Source organism: Puniceibacterium confluentis, assembly GCF_007923445.1.
Classification (GTDB): Bacteria; Pseudomonadota; Alphaproteobacteria; order Rhodobacterales; family Rhodobacteraceae; genus Puniceibacterium; species Puniceibacterium confluentis.
The window spans coordinates 172,140-186,805 of record NZ_VOJI01000008.1 but is presented as its reverse complement, the minus strand read 5'-3'; the positions used below and the strand labels follow the sequence as shown (position 1 = coordinate 186,805).

The 14,666-nt window shown below is 64.0% G+C and carries 14 protein-coding genes; 5 read left to right on the top strand and 9 right to left on the bottom strand.

The window, feature by feature from the left end:
• Position 1: 1 nt before the first annotated feature.
• The 4 genes from FOY53_RS11265 (at position 2) to purU (ending at position 4,077) form a co-directional block, all read left to right on the top strand.
• A complete protein-coding gene (locus FOY53_RS11265; RefSeq protein ID WP_146588804.1) occupies positions 2-1,186 on the top strand; it encodes an NAD(P)/FAD-dependent oxidoreductase in 1,185 nt (394 codons plus the stop codon).
• Between the two features lie 20 nt (positions 1,187-1,206).
• Complete coding sequence (locus FOY53_RS11260; RefSeq protein ID WP_146588802.1) at positions 1,207-2,031, top strand: 3-methyl-2-oxobutanoate hydroxymethyltransferase; 825 nt, start codon at positions 1,207-1,209, stop codon at positions 2,029-2,031.
• 5 nt (positions 2,032-2,036) lie between these two features.
• Positions 2,037-3,062 (top strand): Gfo/Idh/MocA family protein, encoded by a 1,026-nt coding sequence (locus tag FOY53_RS11255; protein WP_146588800.1) that lies wholly within the window; start codon positions 2,037-2,039, stop codon positions 3,060-3,062.
• Between the two features lie 130 nt (positions 3,063-3,192).
• Entirely contained in the window at positions 3,193-4,077 is an 885-nt protein-coding gene (purU, locus tag FOY53_RS11250) for a formyltetrahydrofolate deformylase (protein WP_146588798.1), read from the top strand.
• A gap of 148 nt (positions 4,078-4,225) precedes the next feature.
• On the opposite strand, the gene FOY53_RS11245 is transcribed toward purU, so the two are convergent.
• Both FOY53_RS11245 and FOY53_RS11240 read right to left on the bottom strand, forming a co-directional pair.
• A complete protein-coding gene (locus FOY53_RS11245) occupies positions 4,226-4,537 on the bottom strand; it encodes a MocE family 2Fe-2S type ferredoxin (RefSeq protein WP_146588796.1) in 312 nt (103 codons plus the stop codon).
• A 10-nt stretch (positions 4,538-4,547) separates the two neighbouring features.
• Positions 4,548-5,660, bottom strand: coding sequence for a fatty acid desaturase family protein (locus FOY53_RS11240; protein ID WP_246107360.1), 1,113 nt, complete (start codon positions 5,658-5,660; stop codon positions 4,548-4,550).
• Between the two features lie 99 nt (positions 5,661-5,759).
• Between FOY53_RS11240 and FOY53_RS11235 the strand changes: the two genes are divergently transcribed.
• Entirely contained in the window at positions 5,760-6,830 is a 1,071-nt protein-coding gene (locus FOY53_RS11235) for a LacI family DNA-binding transcriptional regulator (protein WP_246107359.1), read from the top strand.
• 12 nt (positions 6,831-6,842) lie between these two features.
• Here FOY53_RS11235 and iolB read toward each other — a convergent pair whose 3' ends face one another.
• The 7 genes from iolB to iolG are packed head-to-tail and all read right to left on the bottom strand — an operon-like array spanning position 6,843 to position 14,664.
• Entirely contained in the window at positions 6,843-7,649 is an 807-nt protein-coding gene (gene iolB, locus FOY53_RS11230; RefSeq protein ID WP_146588791.1) for a 5-deoxy-glucuronate isomerase, read from the bottom strand.
• Complete coding sequence (locus FOY53_RS11225) at positions 7,642-7,851, bottom strand: hypothetical protein (protein WP_146588789.1); 210 nt, start codon at positions 7,849-7,851, stop codon at positions 7,642-7,644. The genes iolB and FOY53_RS11225 overlap by 8 nt, the downstream gene beginning before the upstream one ends.
• Before the next feature lie 3 nt (positions 7,852-7,854).
• The gene (gene iolE / locus FOY53_RS11220) at positions 7,855-8,760 is read right to left on the bottom strand and encodes a myo-inosose-2 dehydratase (RefSeq protein ID WP_146588787.1); all 906 of its coding nucleotides are present in this window, start codon (positions 8,758-8,760) and stop codon (positions 7,855-7,857) included.
• Positions 8,761-8,771: 11 nt separating this feature from the next.
• Positions 8,772-10,604, bottom strand: a complete 1,833-nt coding sequence (gene iolD / locus FOY53_RS11215) for a 3D-(3,5/4)-trihydroxycyclohexane-1,2-dione acylhydrolase (decyclizing) (RefSeq protein WP_146588785.1) — start codon at positions 10,602-10,604, stop codon at positions 8,772-8,774.
• Positions 10,601-12,505 (bottom strand): bifunctional 5-dehydro-2-deoxygluconokinase/5-dehydro-2-deoxyphosphogluconate aldolase, encoded by a 1,905-nt coding sequence (locus tag FOY53_RS11210; RefSeq protein WP_146588783.1) that lies wholly within the window; start codon positions 12,503-12,505, stop codon positions 10,601-10,603. Before FOY53_RS11210 ends, iolD begins: the two co-directional genes overlap by 4 nt.
• Positions 12,502-13,623, bottom strand: a complete 1,122-nt coding sequence (locus FOY53_RS11205; protein WP_146588781.1) for a Gfo/Idh/MocA family protein — start codon at positions 13,621-13,623, stop codon at positions 12,502-12,504. The genes FOY53_RS11210 and FOY53_RS11205 overlap by 4 nt, the downstream gene beginning before the upstream one ends.
• Positions 13,624-13,671: 48 nt before the next feature.
• Positions 13,672-14,664: an inositol 2-dehydrogenase gene (gene iolG, locus FOY53_RS11200; protein WP_146588779.1), complete on the bottom strand. Its 993-nt coding sequence runs from the start codon at positions 14,662-14,664 to the stop codon at positions 13,672-13,674.
• Positions 14,665-14,666 lie beyond the last annotated feature (2 nt).

Sequence of the window (14,666 nt, the reverse complement as noted above, 5' to 3'; positions counted from 1 at the left end):
GATGGCAGGCATCGTCATCCTGGGGGCGGGGGAATGTGGAGTCCGCGCCGCCTTTACCTTGCGCGAACTTGGCTACACCCGCCCGGTGACCCTGATCGACGCGGAACCGGCCTTGCCCTACGAGCGACCGCCGCTGTCCAAGAATCTGGCCTGTGAGGCGCGGGAAATCCGTCACGCTGACGCCTATCTGTCGGCGGAAATCGAGCTCAGGCAAGGCACACAGGTCACCTGCATCGATCTGGGAGGCAAGACCCTGCGCCTTGTGGACGGCGGGGTGATTGACTTTGACCAGTTGCTTGTCGCGACCGGCGCGCGGCCCCGTCTGTTCCCCGGCATGGAGAATTGCGCGACCCTGCGCACCGACAGGGATGCACGGCGGATCCTGTCGCGGTTCACGCCGGGCGCGCGGGTCGGCATCATCGGCGGGGGGTTCATCGGCCTCGAACTCGCCGCGACGGCACGGCGCGCCGGGGCCGAAGTGACCGTCGTCGAAGCCGCGCCGCGCATTCTGGGACGCGGCGTGCCGCCGCAGATCGCCGCGCTGGTGCAGGCGCGCCATACAGATGAGGGCGTCAAGATCCTGACGGACACCGGCGTTGTGCGGGCCGACGAAACGACGATTGCGCTGGCGGACGGAACAGAGCTCGGCTTTGACATCGTGGTTGCCGGGGTCGGTGCGGTTCCGAATGTCGAACTGGCCCAGGAGGCCGGACTGACCTGCGACAACGGAATCGCCGTCGATGCCGCCTTTCGCACCTCTGATCCCGCCGTCTTCGCCGCAGGGGATTGCTGCAGCTTTGAGTGGCGCGGCAATCGGGTCCGGCTGGAAAGCTGGAAGGCGGCGCAGGATCAGGGCAGCCATGCGGCGGCGGCCATGCTGGGATCCGGCGAGGTGTTCTCAAAGGTGCCCTGGTTCTGGTCGGATCAGTTCGACATGACACTTCAGGTGGCGGGGCTGTTCGATCTGGCCGGGGCCATGCACACCCGCGATACCGGCGACGACACCTGCATCGTGTTCCAGTGCGACCCGGCGGGCGCGATTTCGGCGGCTGCGGGGATCGGGCCCGGCAATGCCGCTGCCAGGGAAATCAAGATTCTGGAAAAACTGATAGAGCGTCAGACACAGGCCGACCCGTCGATTCTGGCCGATCCGTCGGTCAATCTCAAACGCCTGTTGAAGGCATGACATAACCTCAGGAGCACTTCATGGCCATGTATCACAAGCGTCCACACGTCGAGGACATCCGCGCGATGAAAAAGCGGGGCGAAAAGATCTCGATGCTGTTTGTGACGACCCCGGAAGAGGCCGCCGCGGCCTCGGCGGCGGGCATCCACATGCTGTCGATAGAGGCGCGCTTTTTCGATGCCACCATGCGCGATGCCGCTGGTGACTGCTTTGTGCAGGTGGGTCTGCCCTACGGCGGATCGGGCAGCTTTTCGGGTCGGCCGCTGGCCACCGCCGAAGATTATCTGCGCGCCGCCTTTCACTATTCCGCTCTTGGCGGCGATGCCTTTTATTGCGCCGCGTCCTACGACATTCAAAAAACCCTGTGTGACAACCACATCCCGGTGGTCGGCCATATCGGGCTGATTCCATCCTACATCACCTGGACGGGCTGGCGCGCCGTGGGCAAGACCTCGGACGAGGCGCTGGCACTGTGGCGTCATGCGCAAAAGATGGAGTCCATCGGAGTGTTTGCCGCCGAACTGGAGGTGGTTCCGGACCGCGTCGCAAAATACCTGAGCGAGAATTCCCCACTTGTGATGCTGGGAATGGGTGCCGGTAAATATGCCGATGCGCAGTATCTCTTTACCGAGGACGTCTGCGGGTATGGCAAGAACCACAAACCCCGGCATGGCAAGGTCTACCGCAATCTGGGGCCGGAACTTGACCGTTTGCAGAACGAGCGGATTGCGGCCTTCAGGGATTTCAAGGCCGATGTCGAGACCGGCGGCTATCCCGAGGCGGGGCACACCGTGTCCATCAAGGACGCCGAATTCGACGCCTTTCTCGATGCGGCAGAGGGGTGAAGATCATGCGGATCGGTGTTGTCGGATACGGTTCGGGCGGCCGGTATTTTCACACGCCCTTCATCGACGCGGCGCGCCGGTGCACGCTTGCGGGAATCGTGGCGCGTGCGCCACAGACCATTGAAACCGCCAGACAGGACTGGCCCGATGTGCCGGTCTTTCCCAGTCTGAGCGCGCTGATCGCGGCCGGAGTCTGCGACGCCGTCACCATCACCACTCCGCCCGGAACCCGGCGCGATCTGGTGCTCGAAGCCATTGCCGCCGGGCTTCATGTCGTCGCCGACAAACCCTTTGCTCCGGACGCCGCCGGTGCGCGCGAACTGGCGGATGCGGCACGGGCCAAGGGTGTGACCCTGGGCGTGTTTCAGAACCGTCGCTACGATGCCGACCTTCAAACTTTGGCAAAGCTCATCCGGGACGACCGGCTGGGTCGGATCTGGCGTATTCACAACCGGATGGATTATGACGAGGCCGCAACCCTTGAGGCCGGGCCGACGGGCGGGCTGTTGCGGGATCTGGGCAGCCATCTGGTGGACCAGATGACCTGGCTTCTGGGGCCGGTGCGGACGGTCGATGCCCAGCTTGATTTCGTGGATCTTCCCGAGGGCCGGACCGATGCGGGCTTTGTAATCTCCCTGCGGTTCGAAAGCGGCGCGCATGGCCATGTCTCGGCCAGCAAGCGCAATCACCTCGCACAGCGCGAGTTGCGCGCCTATGGCGACAAGGGCGCCTTCGTCAGCCACGGGACGGATGTGCAGGCCGCCTCGGTCATGGCCGGTCGGCGCCCGGCCCAGGACCTGGCCGGCTGGGGATTCGAGCCCGAAACCAGCTGGGGCACGCTCCATTCGTCGGCAGGTGCTCAGCGCATCCCGTCGGAACAAGGCCGCTATCACGACTATTACGAAGCCTTCGAAAACGCCGCGCGGACCGGAACACCGCCGCCCGTGACCCCACAGGACGGGATCCGCACGCTCGCGATCCTCGATGCCGCCCGCGAAAGCGCCCGGATCGGACATTCGGTTTCCCTGTAACCAGTGTCGCGACGCACGCGCGCGCAATGACCCGACGGTGACACAGCGCCGTGCCTTCGCCGGGCACCGCACCCAACCCTGCAACAACCCGCGCCCGCAGACCACGCGGCGCGGAAATCCGGAGATCAGAATGACCAGTTTCGCCCTGCGCGTCCGCTGCCGCTCGCGGCGCGGCATTGTTGCCGCCATTTCCACCTATCTTGCCGAACACGGCTGCAACATCACTGACAGCGCGCAATTCGACGATGCCAACACCGGCAACTTTTTCATGCGCGTGAGTTTCCAATCCGAAGAGGGTCAGGGCCTGAATGACCTGGCGGACGGATTTCAGGAAACCGCCGCCGCCTTTGACATGGAGGCGGAGTTCATCGACGAGGCAGAGCGGCCCAAGGTGGTCATCATGGTGTCGCGCTTCGGGCATTGCCTGAACGACCTGCTGTACCGGTGGCGTATCGGTGCCCTGCCGATCGACATTGTCGCGGTGATCAGCAACCACATGGACTATCAGAAACTGGTGGTGAACCACGACATCCCTTTTCACTGCATCAAGGTCACAAAGGCCAACAAACCCGAGGCCGAAGCGCGGATCCTGCAGGTGGTCGAGGAGACAGGCGCCGAACTGATCGTGCTGGCGCGCTACATGCAGATCCTGTCGGATGAGATGTGCCGGAAAATGTCGGGGCGGATCATCAACATCCACCACTCCTTTTTACCGTCGTTCAAGGGGGCCAACCCCTACAAGCAGGCGTTCGAGCGCGGGGTAAAGCTGATCGGGGCGACCTCGCATTATGTGACGGCGGATCTGGATGAAGGCCCGATCATCGAGCAGGACACGATCCGTGTGACCCATGCGCAATCCGCCGAGGATTACGTCTCGCTGGGCCGCGACGTCGAGGCGCAGGTGCTGTCCCGCGCCATCCACGCGCATATCCACCGCCGGGTCTGCATCAACGGCAACAAGACAGTGGTGTTTCCGCCCTCACCCGGCTCCTTCGCTTCCGAACGGATGGGATGACCTGACGCCGCTGCGGTTCCTGATTCCAGGGGTCGCAGCCGTGACCAGAGATGGGCCACGACCCGCGCAGGCGGTGAGTTTCGCAAAAAATACCCAGCGCCAGCCGGTTCTGGCGCGGGGTGGCCGTGTCTGCGGCATGGCGCGGTGTCTAGATTTCGATCAGGACGCGATCCCCTTCGACCTTGACGGGGTAGGTGGCGAGGTTGACGCAGACCGGCGCCCGCAGCGCCTCGCCCGAGCGATAGTCGAACTGGCCGTTGTGTTTGGGGCATTCGATGGTGTGATCCATCACCAGCCCGTCGGCCAGATGCACCTGTTCATGGCTGCACAGGCCGTCGGTGCAAAAGTAGTTGTCGTCGGGCGAGCGGTAGATGGCAAAGGTGCGGCCCTCGTGATCGAAACGGATCACGTCTTCTTCCTCGATGTCGTCCGCGCCGCAGGCGTCGATCCAGTTTGTCATGGGTTTTTCCTTATTCTGCCGGAACGGCGGTTGGGGTTGACGTGTCGGCGGCACTGTTGCCAAGGGCGCTCTGGTGCAGGTCGGCGCGATAGGGGCGCGCGGTTTCGGGCAGGGTCCGTGTCAGGAAATCGTCGTGATAGGCCAGCTGACGTCGCAGGATCGGCAGAACCTCGCGATAGGCCGCCCAGATCGAGGGATTGGCCGCGGGCAGGTCGTGTTTGATCATCGCGTGCAGTTCGGGCAGGCGGTGATAGGGCACCATCGGGAACATGTGATGTTCGACGTGGTAGTTCATGTTCCAGTAGATGAAGCGGCTGACCGGGTTCATGTAGACCGTGCGGCTGTTGAGCCGGTGGTCGATCACGTTCTCGGCCAGCCCGGCATGCTGCAGCACACCGGTCATCACGTGGTGCCAGGCTCCGTAAAGCCGGGGCAGACCGATGACCATCAGCGGCAGGATCGACTGCATCGCCACGGCCAGGGTCAGCGTGACCGCATAGATCACCACCCAGATGCGGGCCACGCGGATGACCTTGGGGTGCTCGGACTCGGGGATATAGGTGGCCTCTTCGGGGTCGAGCCTGCCCGAGGCGTTCAGCAGCATCCGTTTCCAGCCCTGGAGCGCATCGAGAACGCCGAAGAGATTGATGAAGATGCGAAACAGGGCGGGTGGGCGCATCGCGACGATCTCGGGGTCGCGCCCGACAATGACCGTGTCTGTATGATGGCGTGCATGGCTCCAGCGCCACGAAACCGGATTGCGCACCATGCAGAACGAGGCGACCTGATAGACCCAGTCGTTGTATCTGCCGGTGCGGAACGGAGTTCCGTGACCGCATTCGTGCCAGCGGCTGTCCATCGCCGAGCCGTACAGCACACCGTACGCCAGCCAGAACGGCACCGACCACAGCGAGGGCCACAGCGCGATGCCAAGGGCGGCAAAAACCACCATCAGTCCGAAAAGCAGGACCGTGTCACGGATCGCCGGCTGATCCTCGCGCTTCATCAGTGCTTTCATGTCCTTGCGGGGAATGTCGGTGTGATACCAGTCTGCGGCAGCCAGTCCGGTGTCCACGGCCCGCGCGGCATCCGGGCCGAGCAGAGAGTAGTCGCGCGTGTTCATGGTCATCTCCCGATGGCTGTTGTGGCTTGGGGCGGGTGTATCAGCATGATCGGGATTCGCCGATATTCCGGCTTGAAATCACCTCAGAATACATCAAAAATGCAGGCTGCAACTGATGAAATCACATCAAGGTGGCGTATGGCGCAACGGCCCACTCTCAAGGATCTGGCGCAGGCAGCCGGCGTCGGTGTCGCCACCGTCGACCGGGTTCTGAACGGCCGTCCCAATGTGCGGCGTGAAACCCTTCAGCGGGTGCTTGAGGCCGCCGAGCGCATTGGCTACCCGACCCGCGTGCTGGCGGCGCGGCGCAGCGAGGCCGACCGGCCACTGGTGCGGTTCGGCTTTGTGCTGCACAAGGGCGCGCAGGAATTCTATCAGAACTTTGCCCGCGCGCTGCAACGCGCGGTTGCGCAGCGTGCCGACATTCGCGGCCGGGCCGTGGTGCGGTTTGCCTCGTCGCAGGCGCCAGACGATTTCGCGCGGGAAATCCGTGAGGTTGCCGACATCAGCGACGTGATCGCGACATCGGCGATCAACCATCCCACCCTGTCGGACATCGTGGCCGAACTCAGCGAGACGGGAACACCGGTCTTTGCGTTGCTGAACGATTTTGCCCAGGGTGTCAGGCAGAACTATCTCGGCCTGAACAACGTCAAGGTGGGCCGCATCGCGGCCTGGATGATTGTCACGCAGGTCCGCGATCCGGGCAAGCTCGCGGTTTTTGTCGGCGGCAACCGATGGCATGGACATCTGCTGCGCGAGACCGGCTTTCAAAGCTACATCCGTGAATTCGCGCCGGAATTCCGGATACTGGATGCTGTGGTGAACCTTGAGACCCGGCAGGTGACCTATGAGGCGACTCTGGAACTCCTGGACCGCCATCCCGACCTGCGTGGCATCTATGTTGCGGGCGGCGGTATGGAAGGCGCGATTGCAGCGCTGCGCGAGATCCGCCCGCCCGGAAAGGTGGCGCTGGTGGTCAACGAGCTGACCGCCGACAGCCGCAAGGCCCTGAGCGAGCGTTACGTGACGATGGTGATCGCGACGCCTCTGGAAGAGCTGTGCCGGGATCTGGTCGATCTGATGATCACCGCCGCGCGGGACGGTGCGGGAACCGGCGCGGGGCAGCATTTCCTGACGCCGCAGCTTTTTGTGCCCGAGTCGTTCTGAGCCGTCGGCGCGCTAGGCATCCCGCTCCATGATCCAGGACACCTCGGGCGCGGCAACAAAACGCCATCTGCGCAAGGGGCCGGCCATGACGTTGAGGTAATACATCTCGAACCCGTAGGGCGCGCCGCAGGGATGGTGGCCGCGTGGCACCAGCACCACATCACCATCCGCAACCGCCATGGTTTCGTTCAGTTGCAGATCGTCGGTATAGACCCGCTGGATTCCAAAGCCGCTGGCCGGGTTCAGCCGGTGGTAATAGGTCTCTTCCAGATAGGTGATGCGCGGAAAGTCGTCTTCGTCGTGACGATGACTGGGGTAGGACGACCAGTGCCCGGCCGGGGTGAACACCTCTGTCACCAGCAGGCTGTCGCAGTAGTCTTCGTGCTCCATGGCGATATTGTTGATATGGCGGGTGTTGGTGCCCTTGCCCCTCTGCGTCAGGGTGATGCCGTCCGGCCCGATCCGCCGCGCCGCATGCCCGCCTTTGCCGGGGGCCGAGCAGACGGCGATCACGCAGTCGGTTTCGGCCCTGGCGGACCAGTCGCTGCCGTCGGGCAGATACAGGCAGTGCGGCGGCGTCTTTTCAAAGACGTCCATGCGCTCGCCCAGAACACCCCAATCCTGCCCGCCGCCCGTCAGCGCCGCCTTGCCCTGGACCATGACCAGAATGACCTCGCGGTCGCCGGTTGCCTCTGCCGCCGTCTCACCCGCGCGCAGGTGATAGAGCCCAAAGCCGACATAGCGCCAGCCGGCATTCGCCGCCGTGATGTCGTGCACCTTGCCGTGGGTGCCGAAGGGTTTGCGCAGCAAGTCAGTCATCACTTTGGTCCTTGTGGTCTTCGGGGTTGAAAGCGACAAAAAATTGATACCCGCAATAAAGGGCGAGCGCCGCGAACAGCGCGGCCCAGCCGGGGCTGCCGCCGAGCACTTCGACGATCGCCCAGCCCCCGGCAACGGCAAAGGTTGCCACCCGCCGCCAGAGCGGCAGGAAAAACGGGTGGTGCAGGTCAAAGAGTTTCATCCGTCAACTTTCGATTTTCAGCCCCGCCTTGCCGCAGAGCGCGACGATGTGATCATAGCCGAGTTTGGAATATTCGTAAGGTGGCGCCTTGGCCGGATCCTGTTCCGCCTCGACCACGATCCAGCCGTCATAGTTCATCGCGGCGAGCTCGTCCGTGACCGCAGCAAAGTCGATGCACCCCTGAGGATCACCCGGCACGGTGAAGGCCCCGGCAATCACCGCGTCAAGAAAGCTCTTGTTTTCGGCGCGGATCTGGGCGGTCACGTCGGCGCGCACGTCCTTGTAGTGCACATGGCGCACCCGGTCGCCCCACCTGCGCAATGTGCCCAGCACATCGGCGCCACCAAAGTGCAGATGCCCGGTATCAAACAGCAGCGTGACCTCGGGCGAGGCGCCCTCCATCAGCCAGTCGATGTCCTGCTGATCCTCGATCATCGAACCCATGTGATGGTGATAGGCCAGCACCATGCCCTGGTCCGTCATCCACTTGGCCACTTCTGACAGCTTGGCGGCGTAGCGCGTGATCTCGTCGCGGGTCAGTTTCGGGCGGTTGTTGACCGGCGTGGCGATGTCGCCCTGCACGGTGTTTGAGCATTCCGCGTAGACCAGGCAGGGAGATTTCAGCGCCACAAACTGTGCGACCTGCTGACGGATCGCCGCAATCTCATCCGCGACCGAATTCACCATCAGGTTGCCCGAGCACCAGCCACCACACAGCTCGATATCGTTCGCGTCAAGGTAACGGCCCAGCCCTTCGGTGTCCTGGGGCATCCGGCGTCCGCGTTCAACGCCGGTATAGCCGATCTCGCGGGCCTCGCGCAGGCACTGCTCCATCGTATAGTCTGCGGTCAGGTCCGGCAGGTCGTCATTCTGCCACGCGATAGGAGATATTCCGATTTTCACGCCCATGGGTGTTGTCCTTAATCCGCGCGCTGCGATTTCTTGTTTTCCAGGTAACCGGCGCGGGCCGCATTGACCTCGGCGCGCTGGCTGATCTCGGGCACGGCCACGTCCCACCAAGTGCTGCCGTGCGGTGTGCTGGGGTACGGGTCGGTGTCGATCACGATGACATAGGGGCCCTTGATGGTGCCGCGTCGCGCCAGGGCCTCTTCCATCTCGGCGATCGAACCGACCTTGAGCGCCGTGGCCCCCAGCGACGCGGCATGAGCGGCAAAGTCGATCCGCGACGGGGTTTCGTGGATCGTGTGCTCGAGCAGGTTGTTGAACTCGGCGCCGCCGGTGCCCATCTGGAGCCGGTTTATGCAGCCGTATCCACGGTTGTCGGTGATCACGACCGTAAAGGCGATGCCCATCATCGCCGCTGTGGCCAGTTCGGAATTTGCCATCATGTAGGTGCCGTCGCCGGTAAAGCAGACGACGTCGCGTTCCGGTTCGGCCATCTTGATGCCCATCGCGCCGGCAATCTCGTAGCCCATGCAGGAAAAGCCGTATTCCATGTGATAGCTGCCGGGCCGCCCGGCCTTCCACAGCTTGTGCAACTCGCCCGGCATCGTGCCCGCGGCGCACATGACCACGGTGTCCCTGTTCGCCGCGCGCTGTACCGCGCCGATGACCTGCATGTCGCTCGCGAGCGCGTTGGTGTCAGTGGGCGCGTCGGTCAGCGGATCGACCTTGGCGAACCAGTCAGACTTGAGCCCGTCGGTCTGCGTCGCCGCACGGTGCGAACCAAGGGCGGCGGTCAGCTCTTCCAGACCTTTGAGCGCATCGGCCATCAAGGGCTCGGCACCGTGTTTGGCCGCGTCATAGGCGGCAACGTTCAGGCTGATCAGCCGACGCGCGGGGTTGGCGAACAGGCCCCAGGATCCGGTGGTGAAATCCTGAAACCGGGTGCCGACCCCAAGGACCAGATCGGCCCCTTCGCAGACCCGGTTGGCGGGCTCGCCGCCAGTGACACCGATGGGGCCAAGGTTCATGGGATCGTCCCAGGGCAGGGCGGATTTGCCGGCCTGGGTCTCTGCCACCGGGATGTTGTGCGCGGCGGCAAAGGCTTTCAGCGCGTCACAGGCCCCGGCGTAATGCACGCCGCCTCCGGCGACGATGACCGGGTTTCTGGCGGCCTTGATCGCGGCGACAACCCGGGCAAGCTCGCCCTCGTCCGGGCGAATCCGCCGCCGGTGCCAGACCTGCGGCTCAAAGAAGCTTTCGGGATAGTCAAACGCCTCTGCCTGAACGTCCTGACAAAAGGACAGCGTGACCGGACCACAGTCTGCCGGATCGGTCAGGGTGCGAAAGGCGCGGGGCAGGGCGGTCAGAAGCTGCTCGGGGCGGGTGATACGGTCAAAATACCGGCTGACGGGCTTGAAGCAATCATTGGCGCTGATCGTGCCATCACCGAAGTCCTCGATCTGTTGCAGGACCGGATCGGGGCCGCGGTTGGCAAAGATATCGCCGGGAACCAGCAGCACCGGCAACCGGTTCACATGCGCCAGCGCCGCCGCCGTCACCATGTTTAGCGCCCCCGGTCCGATCGAGGAGGACACCATCATCGCCCGCTTGCGTGCGGATTGTTTGGCAAAGGCAATCGCCGCGTGGGCCATCGTCTGTTCATTGTGACCGCGCCATGTCGCGAGGCTTTCCCTGGCGTGATACAGCGCCTCACCAAGACCGGCGACGTTGCCGTGCCCGAAAATCGCCCAGCAGCCGGCGATGATGGCATCGCCGTCTTCGTTGCGTTGCGCCGCAACGTAGCGCACCATTGCCTGCGCCGCGGTCAGTCGGATTGTTTTGGTCATTGTGTTTCCTTTGCTGCGCGTGCGCTGTCCCAGACAGCACAAAGACGGGCGAAATTTCCGGCCATCGCGGCGACAGCATCCTCGTCGTTCAATCTGCCATGCATCCAGGCCGCCGCGGTTTCGGCAAAGATCGTCCGGCCCACGGCAAACCCCTTGACCAACGGATAACGCGCGGCGACAGCAAAGCTTTTGGCCAGCCTGTCCTCGGATTCCCCGAGGCCCAGAATGACGATGCCGCGGGTGTTGGGATCGTTGCGGTTGATCGTGTCACAGGTGATGTTCCATGCCGCTTCCGTCAGCATCGGCTCGAGCTTCCACCAGTCGGGGCTGACCCCGAGATCGTAGAACCGCTGGATGATCCGGGCGGTGGTGTCGTCGGCGATCGGGCCGACCTTGGAGGGGATCACTTCGAGCAGAAGCTCCAGCCGGTTGCGGCGGCAGGCGGTGAACAGGCGCAGGATGGTGGTTTCCTGATTTGCCCATGTCGCGGCGTCGTCGTCGGGATGGCAGTAGCAGAGCACCTTGACCACCTGGTCGCGCGGCCATTGCGCCAGCCCGCCAAAATCGGCGCCGATTTCCGGCTCCAGTTGCAGAGGCCGCGAGCCCGGCCATTCCACCGGACGCCCGATCCACAGACCGGTGCCGGCCGCCTTGTACAGCGCGTCGCGCCCCAGACGCCCGTCGCACAACAGGCCGTAGCCCGGCCTGCCGCCGGCAACCTGCCCGGTCGCCGCAAGGCACAACTCCTTGAACCGGCCGATCTTTTCCGGTGTGGCGCCGTCCAGCTCTTGCAACTGCTGGCGGTGATCATAGGCAAAGACCCGCACCTCGGGCCAGTCGAGATCACGGTTGGTTGCCCAATGCACCTGCTCGAGGGCGGCGTCATTGCGCAGATCGGGGCGCTGGGCGCCGCGCTCGAAGAAATACTGCAATTCGGCCCAGCTGGGATAGGCCGGGGTGCAGCCGTGGCGGCTGACCGCGAAGGCGCCGCAGGCATTGGCGTATTTCAGCGCCGTCGGCCAGTCCTCGCCGTCGAGCCAGCCTTTCAGCAGACCGGACATGAAGCCGTCTCCGGCGCCCAGCACGTTGAACACCTCGATCGGAAATCCCGGCCCGGCCTCGCCGTCGTCAAGGCTGTCGGGAATGTCGCCGCCAAAGGCGACGGCCCCCGCGGCGCCGCGTTTGCACACCAGCGTCGCGCCCGAAACCGCCCGCACGGCCCGCAGGGCGGCGATGGTGTCGGTGCTGCCACCCGCGATGTGGAATTCTTCCTCGGTGCCGACGATCAGGTCGAAATAATGCAGCGTGGCCTGCAACTTGTCGGTCACGGCCGCGCTTTCCACGAACCTGCTCTCACCGTCGCCATGGCCTGCAACCCCCCAGAGGTTGGGGCGATAGTCGATGTCCAGCGCCGTCTGCATGCCATTGTCGCGTGCGATGCGCAGCGCCTTGATCGTCGCCGCGGCGACCTGCGGATTGCTGAGATGGGTGCCGGTGGCCACCACTGCCCGTGCCTGGGTGACAAAGCCTTCGTCGATGTCCTCGACCGTCAGGCCCATGTCGGCGCAGTTCTCGCGGTAAAAGATTAGCGGGAACTGATCCTGATCGCGGATGCCCAGCAGTACCAGTGCCGTCAGCCGGTCGGGGTCGGTCTTCACGCCGCGCGTGTCCACGCCTTCGCGGGCCAGTTCCTCGATGATGAAACGACCCATGTGTTCATCGCCGACACCTGTGATCAGCGCCGATTTCAGCCCCAGCCGCGCGGTGCCGCAGGCGATGTTGGTCGGGCTGCCGCCGATGTACTTGTCAAACGACCGCATGTCCTCGAGCCGTCCGCCGACCTGCGTGCCGTACAGATCGACCGAGCTGCGGCCGATGGTGATCAGATCCAGCTGTTTCATGCAGCCTCCCCCTCGATTTGCACGGGACGGCCGCCAGAGGTCGCGACCGCATGCACGATTTTTTCGATTTTCAGGCCCTGCGCGAAATCCGGACCACAGGGCGCGCCGCCCCGGATGGCACGGCACAGGTCGCGGGCTTCGATGACCTTTTGTTCGTTGAACCCGAAGTTGTGGCCGGGTGCCGGGCAGAAGGCGGCAAAGTCCGGCTGATCCGGGCCGGTGAGATGTCGGGTAAAACCCGCCTCGCCCTTCCGATGCAGCCAGAGTTCGTTCATGTTTTCCTGATCGAACACCAGGCTTCCGAGGCTGCCGTGGATCTCCCACTGCAGGCGGCATTTGCGCCCGCGCGCCACGCGGGAGGTGGAAAACTGACCCTGCGCGCCAGAAGCGAAGCGCACGAGCGCCATGGCGCTGTCCTCATTTTCGACCGGCCGGTCACCAGTGTCCGACCGGCGTTTCGGGATCGCGATATGGGTCATGCCGGTCACCTCGGTGACGTCACCCATCAGCGGCAGCATCTGGCTGACCAGATGCACCCCCAGGTCGCCAAGCGCGCCGAGCCCGCCATGTTCCTGCGTCATCCGCCAGGTCCAGGGCAGATCCGGGTCGGCGGAATAATCTTCGTCATAGACACCGCGAAAGCTGTGCGGCTGCCCGATGTCACCGCGCCGGATCATTTCCACCGCCGCCTGAAAGGCCGGGCTGCGGGTGTAGTTGTAGCCCAGAATCGTGACCTGTCCGGGGTGCTGCTTTGCCAGGTCGGCCATCGCCCGGGCATCGTTCAGGGTCAGGGCCATCGGCTTTTCCAGCCAGACATGCTTGCCCGCGCGCAGGGCTGCCTCGGCCATCGGACGGTGCAGACCGTTGGGCGTCGTGATCGACACCACATCCACCTTCGGATCGGCGATGGCGGCCTGCCAGTCGGAGGTGCCACGCGCGAAACCGAACTGCGCCGCGAACGCCCCGGCCTTGGCGTCCGTGTCGTCACAGAGGTATTCCAGCCGGGGATGCGGCCCACCAAAGACCGCGGCCACCGCACGCCACGCAAGGGCGTGACACCTTCCCATGAAGCCGGTGCCGATCAGGGCGACGCCAAGAGATTTGGACTGTTCTTGCATGGAGATGCCTTTTCAATTTTCGATCTGGTGGGCCGGAGGCGGACCGCTTCAGGTCAATCGCACCGCCTGCCCGGTTTCGGCGGACTTCAGCGCCGCATCGGCGAGTTCCAAAGCTTTCAGGCCGTCGGCGCCGGTGGTCGGTGTCGAGGCACCATTGGCCACGGCATCGACAAAGGCCGCGATCTCGTTGGCATAGGCGGCAGTATAGCGTGACATGAAAAAGTTCAGCAGCGGCGGGCGGGTATAGCCGGCTTCGGTGGCGATCTCGATATTCGCCTCGCGGTGGTTCTCGGCCGACACCGAACCCTTGGAGCCATGCACCTCGATGCGCTGGTCATAGCCGTAGGTGGCACGGCGGGTGTTGGTGATGGTGCACTGCTTGCCGGCGGCCGTGGTCAGGATCACGTTGACGCTGTCATAATCGCCGAGATCGCGAATGGCCGGATCTGTCAGAACCGAGGCCGAGGCCTGCACCACCGCCACCTCTTCGCCCAGCAGCCAGCGGGCGACGTCAAAGTCGTGGATCGTCATGTCCCGGAAAATGCCGCCGGAGCGCTTGATATAGTCGGCGGGCGGGGCACCGGGATCGCGGCTGGTCACGGCGATCATCTCGACCGTGCCGATGACGCCATCGTCGATGGTCTTTTTCAGGGCCATGAAATCGGGATCGAACCGTCGCTGGAAGCCGACCATCAGGGTGGCGCCTTCCGCTTCGACAACTTTCAGGCACTCCTTCACCCGCGCCACGCTCAGATCGACCGGCTTTTCGCAGAACACCGCCTTTCCGGCCCTGGCGAATTGTTCGATCAGATTGGCATGGGTGTCGGTCGGGGTGCAGATCGCCACCGCGTCCACATCATCGCTTTGTGCGATCTCGTCGATGGTGCGGATGTCGCAACCGTATTGATCAGCCACCTTTCGGGCCGCTTCCGTCATCGGGTCGGCGATGGCGACAAGCGTCGCGCCGAGGGTGGATGCGACAGCGCGGGCATGGACCTGACCGATGCGGCCTGCGCCGAGAATTGCGAAACGTACAGTCATCT

Coding starts and splice junctions, on each gene's coding strand:
- purU (WP_146588798.1), top strand. CDS start 3,193: ATGACCAGTTTCGCCCTGCGCGTCCGCTGCCGCTCGCGGCGCGGCATT.
- iolD (WP_146588785.1), bottom strand. CDS start 10,604: ATGACCAAAACAATCCGACTGACCGCGGCGCAGGCAATGGTGCGCTAC.
- iolB (WP_146588791.1), bottom strand. CDS start 7,649: ATGACTGACTTGCTGCGCAAACCCTTCGGCACCCACGGCAAGGTGCAC.
- FOY53_RS11265 (WP_146588804.1), top strand. CDS start 2: ATGGCAGGCATCGTCATCCTGGGGGCGGGGGAATGTGGAGTCCGCGCC.
- FOY53_RS11235 (WP_246107359.1), top strand. CDS start 5,760: ATGCAGGCTGCAACTGATGAAATCACATCAAGGTGGCGTATGGCGCAA.
- FOY53_RS11205 (WP_146588781.1), bottom strand. CDS start 13,623: ATGCAAGAACAGTCCAAATCTCTTGGCGTCGCCCTGATCGGCACCGGC.
- FOY53_RS11255 (WP_146588800.1), top strand. CDS start 2,037: ATGCGGATCGGTGTTGTCGGATACGGTTCGGGCGGCCGGTATTTTCAC.
- FOY53_RS11240 (WP_246107360.1), bottom strand. CDS start 5,660: ATGAACACGCGCGACTACTCTCTGCTCGGCCCGGATGCCGCGCGGGCC.
- FOY53_RS11210 (WP_146588783.1), bottom strand. CDS start 12,505: ATGAAACAGCTGGATCTGATCACCATCGGCCGCAGCTCGGTCGATCTG.
- FOY53_RS11260 (WP_146588802.1), top strand. CDS start 1,207: ATGGCCATGTATCACAAGCGTCCACACGTCGAGGACATCCGCGCGATG.
- FOY53_RS11245 (WP_146588796.1), bottom strand. CDS start 4,537: ATGACAAACTGGATCGACGCCTGCGGCGCGGACGACATCGAGGAAGAA.
- FOY53_RS11225 (WP_146588789.1), bottom strand. CDS start 7,851: ATGAAACTCTTTGACCTGCACCACCCGTTTTTCCTGCCGCTCTGGCGG.
- iolE (WP_146588787.1), bottom strand. CDS start 8,760: ATGGGCGTGAAAATCGGAATATCTCCTATCGCGTGGCAGAATGACGAC.
- iolG (WP_146588779.1), bottom strand. CDS start 14,664: ATGACTGTACGTTTCGCAATTCTCGGCGCAGGCCGCATCGGTCAGGTC.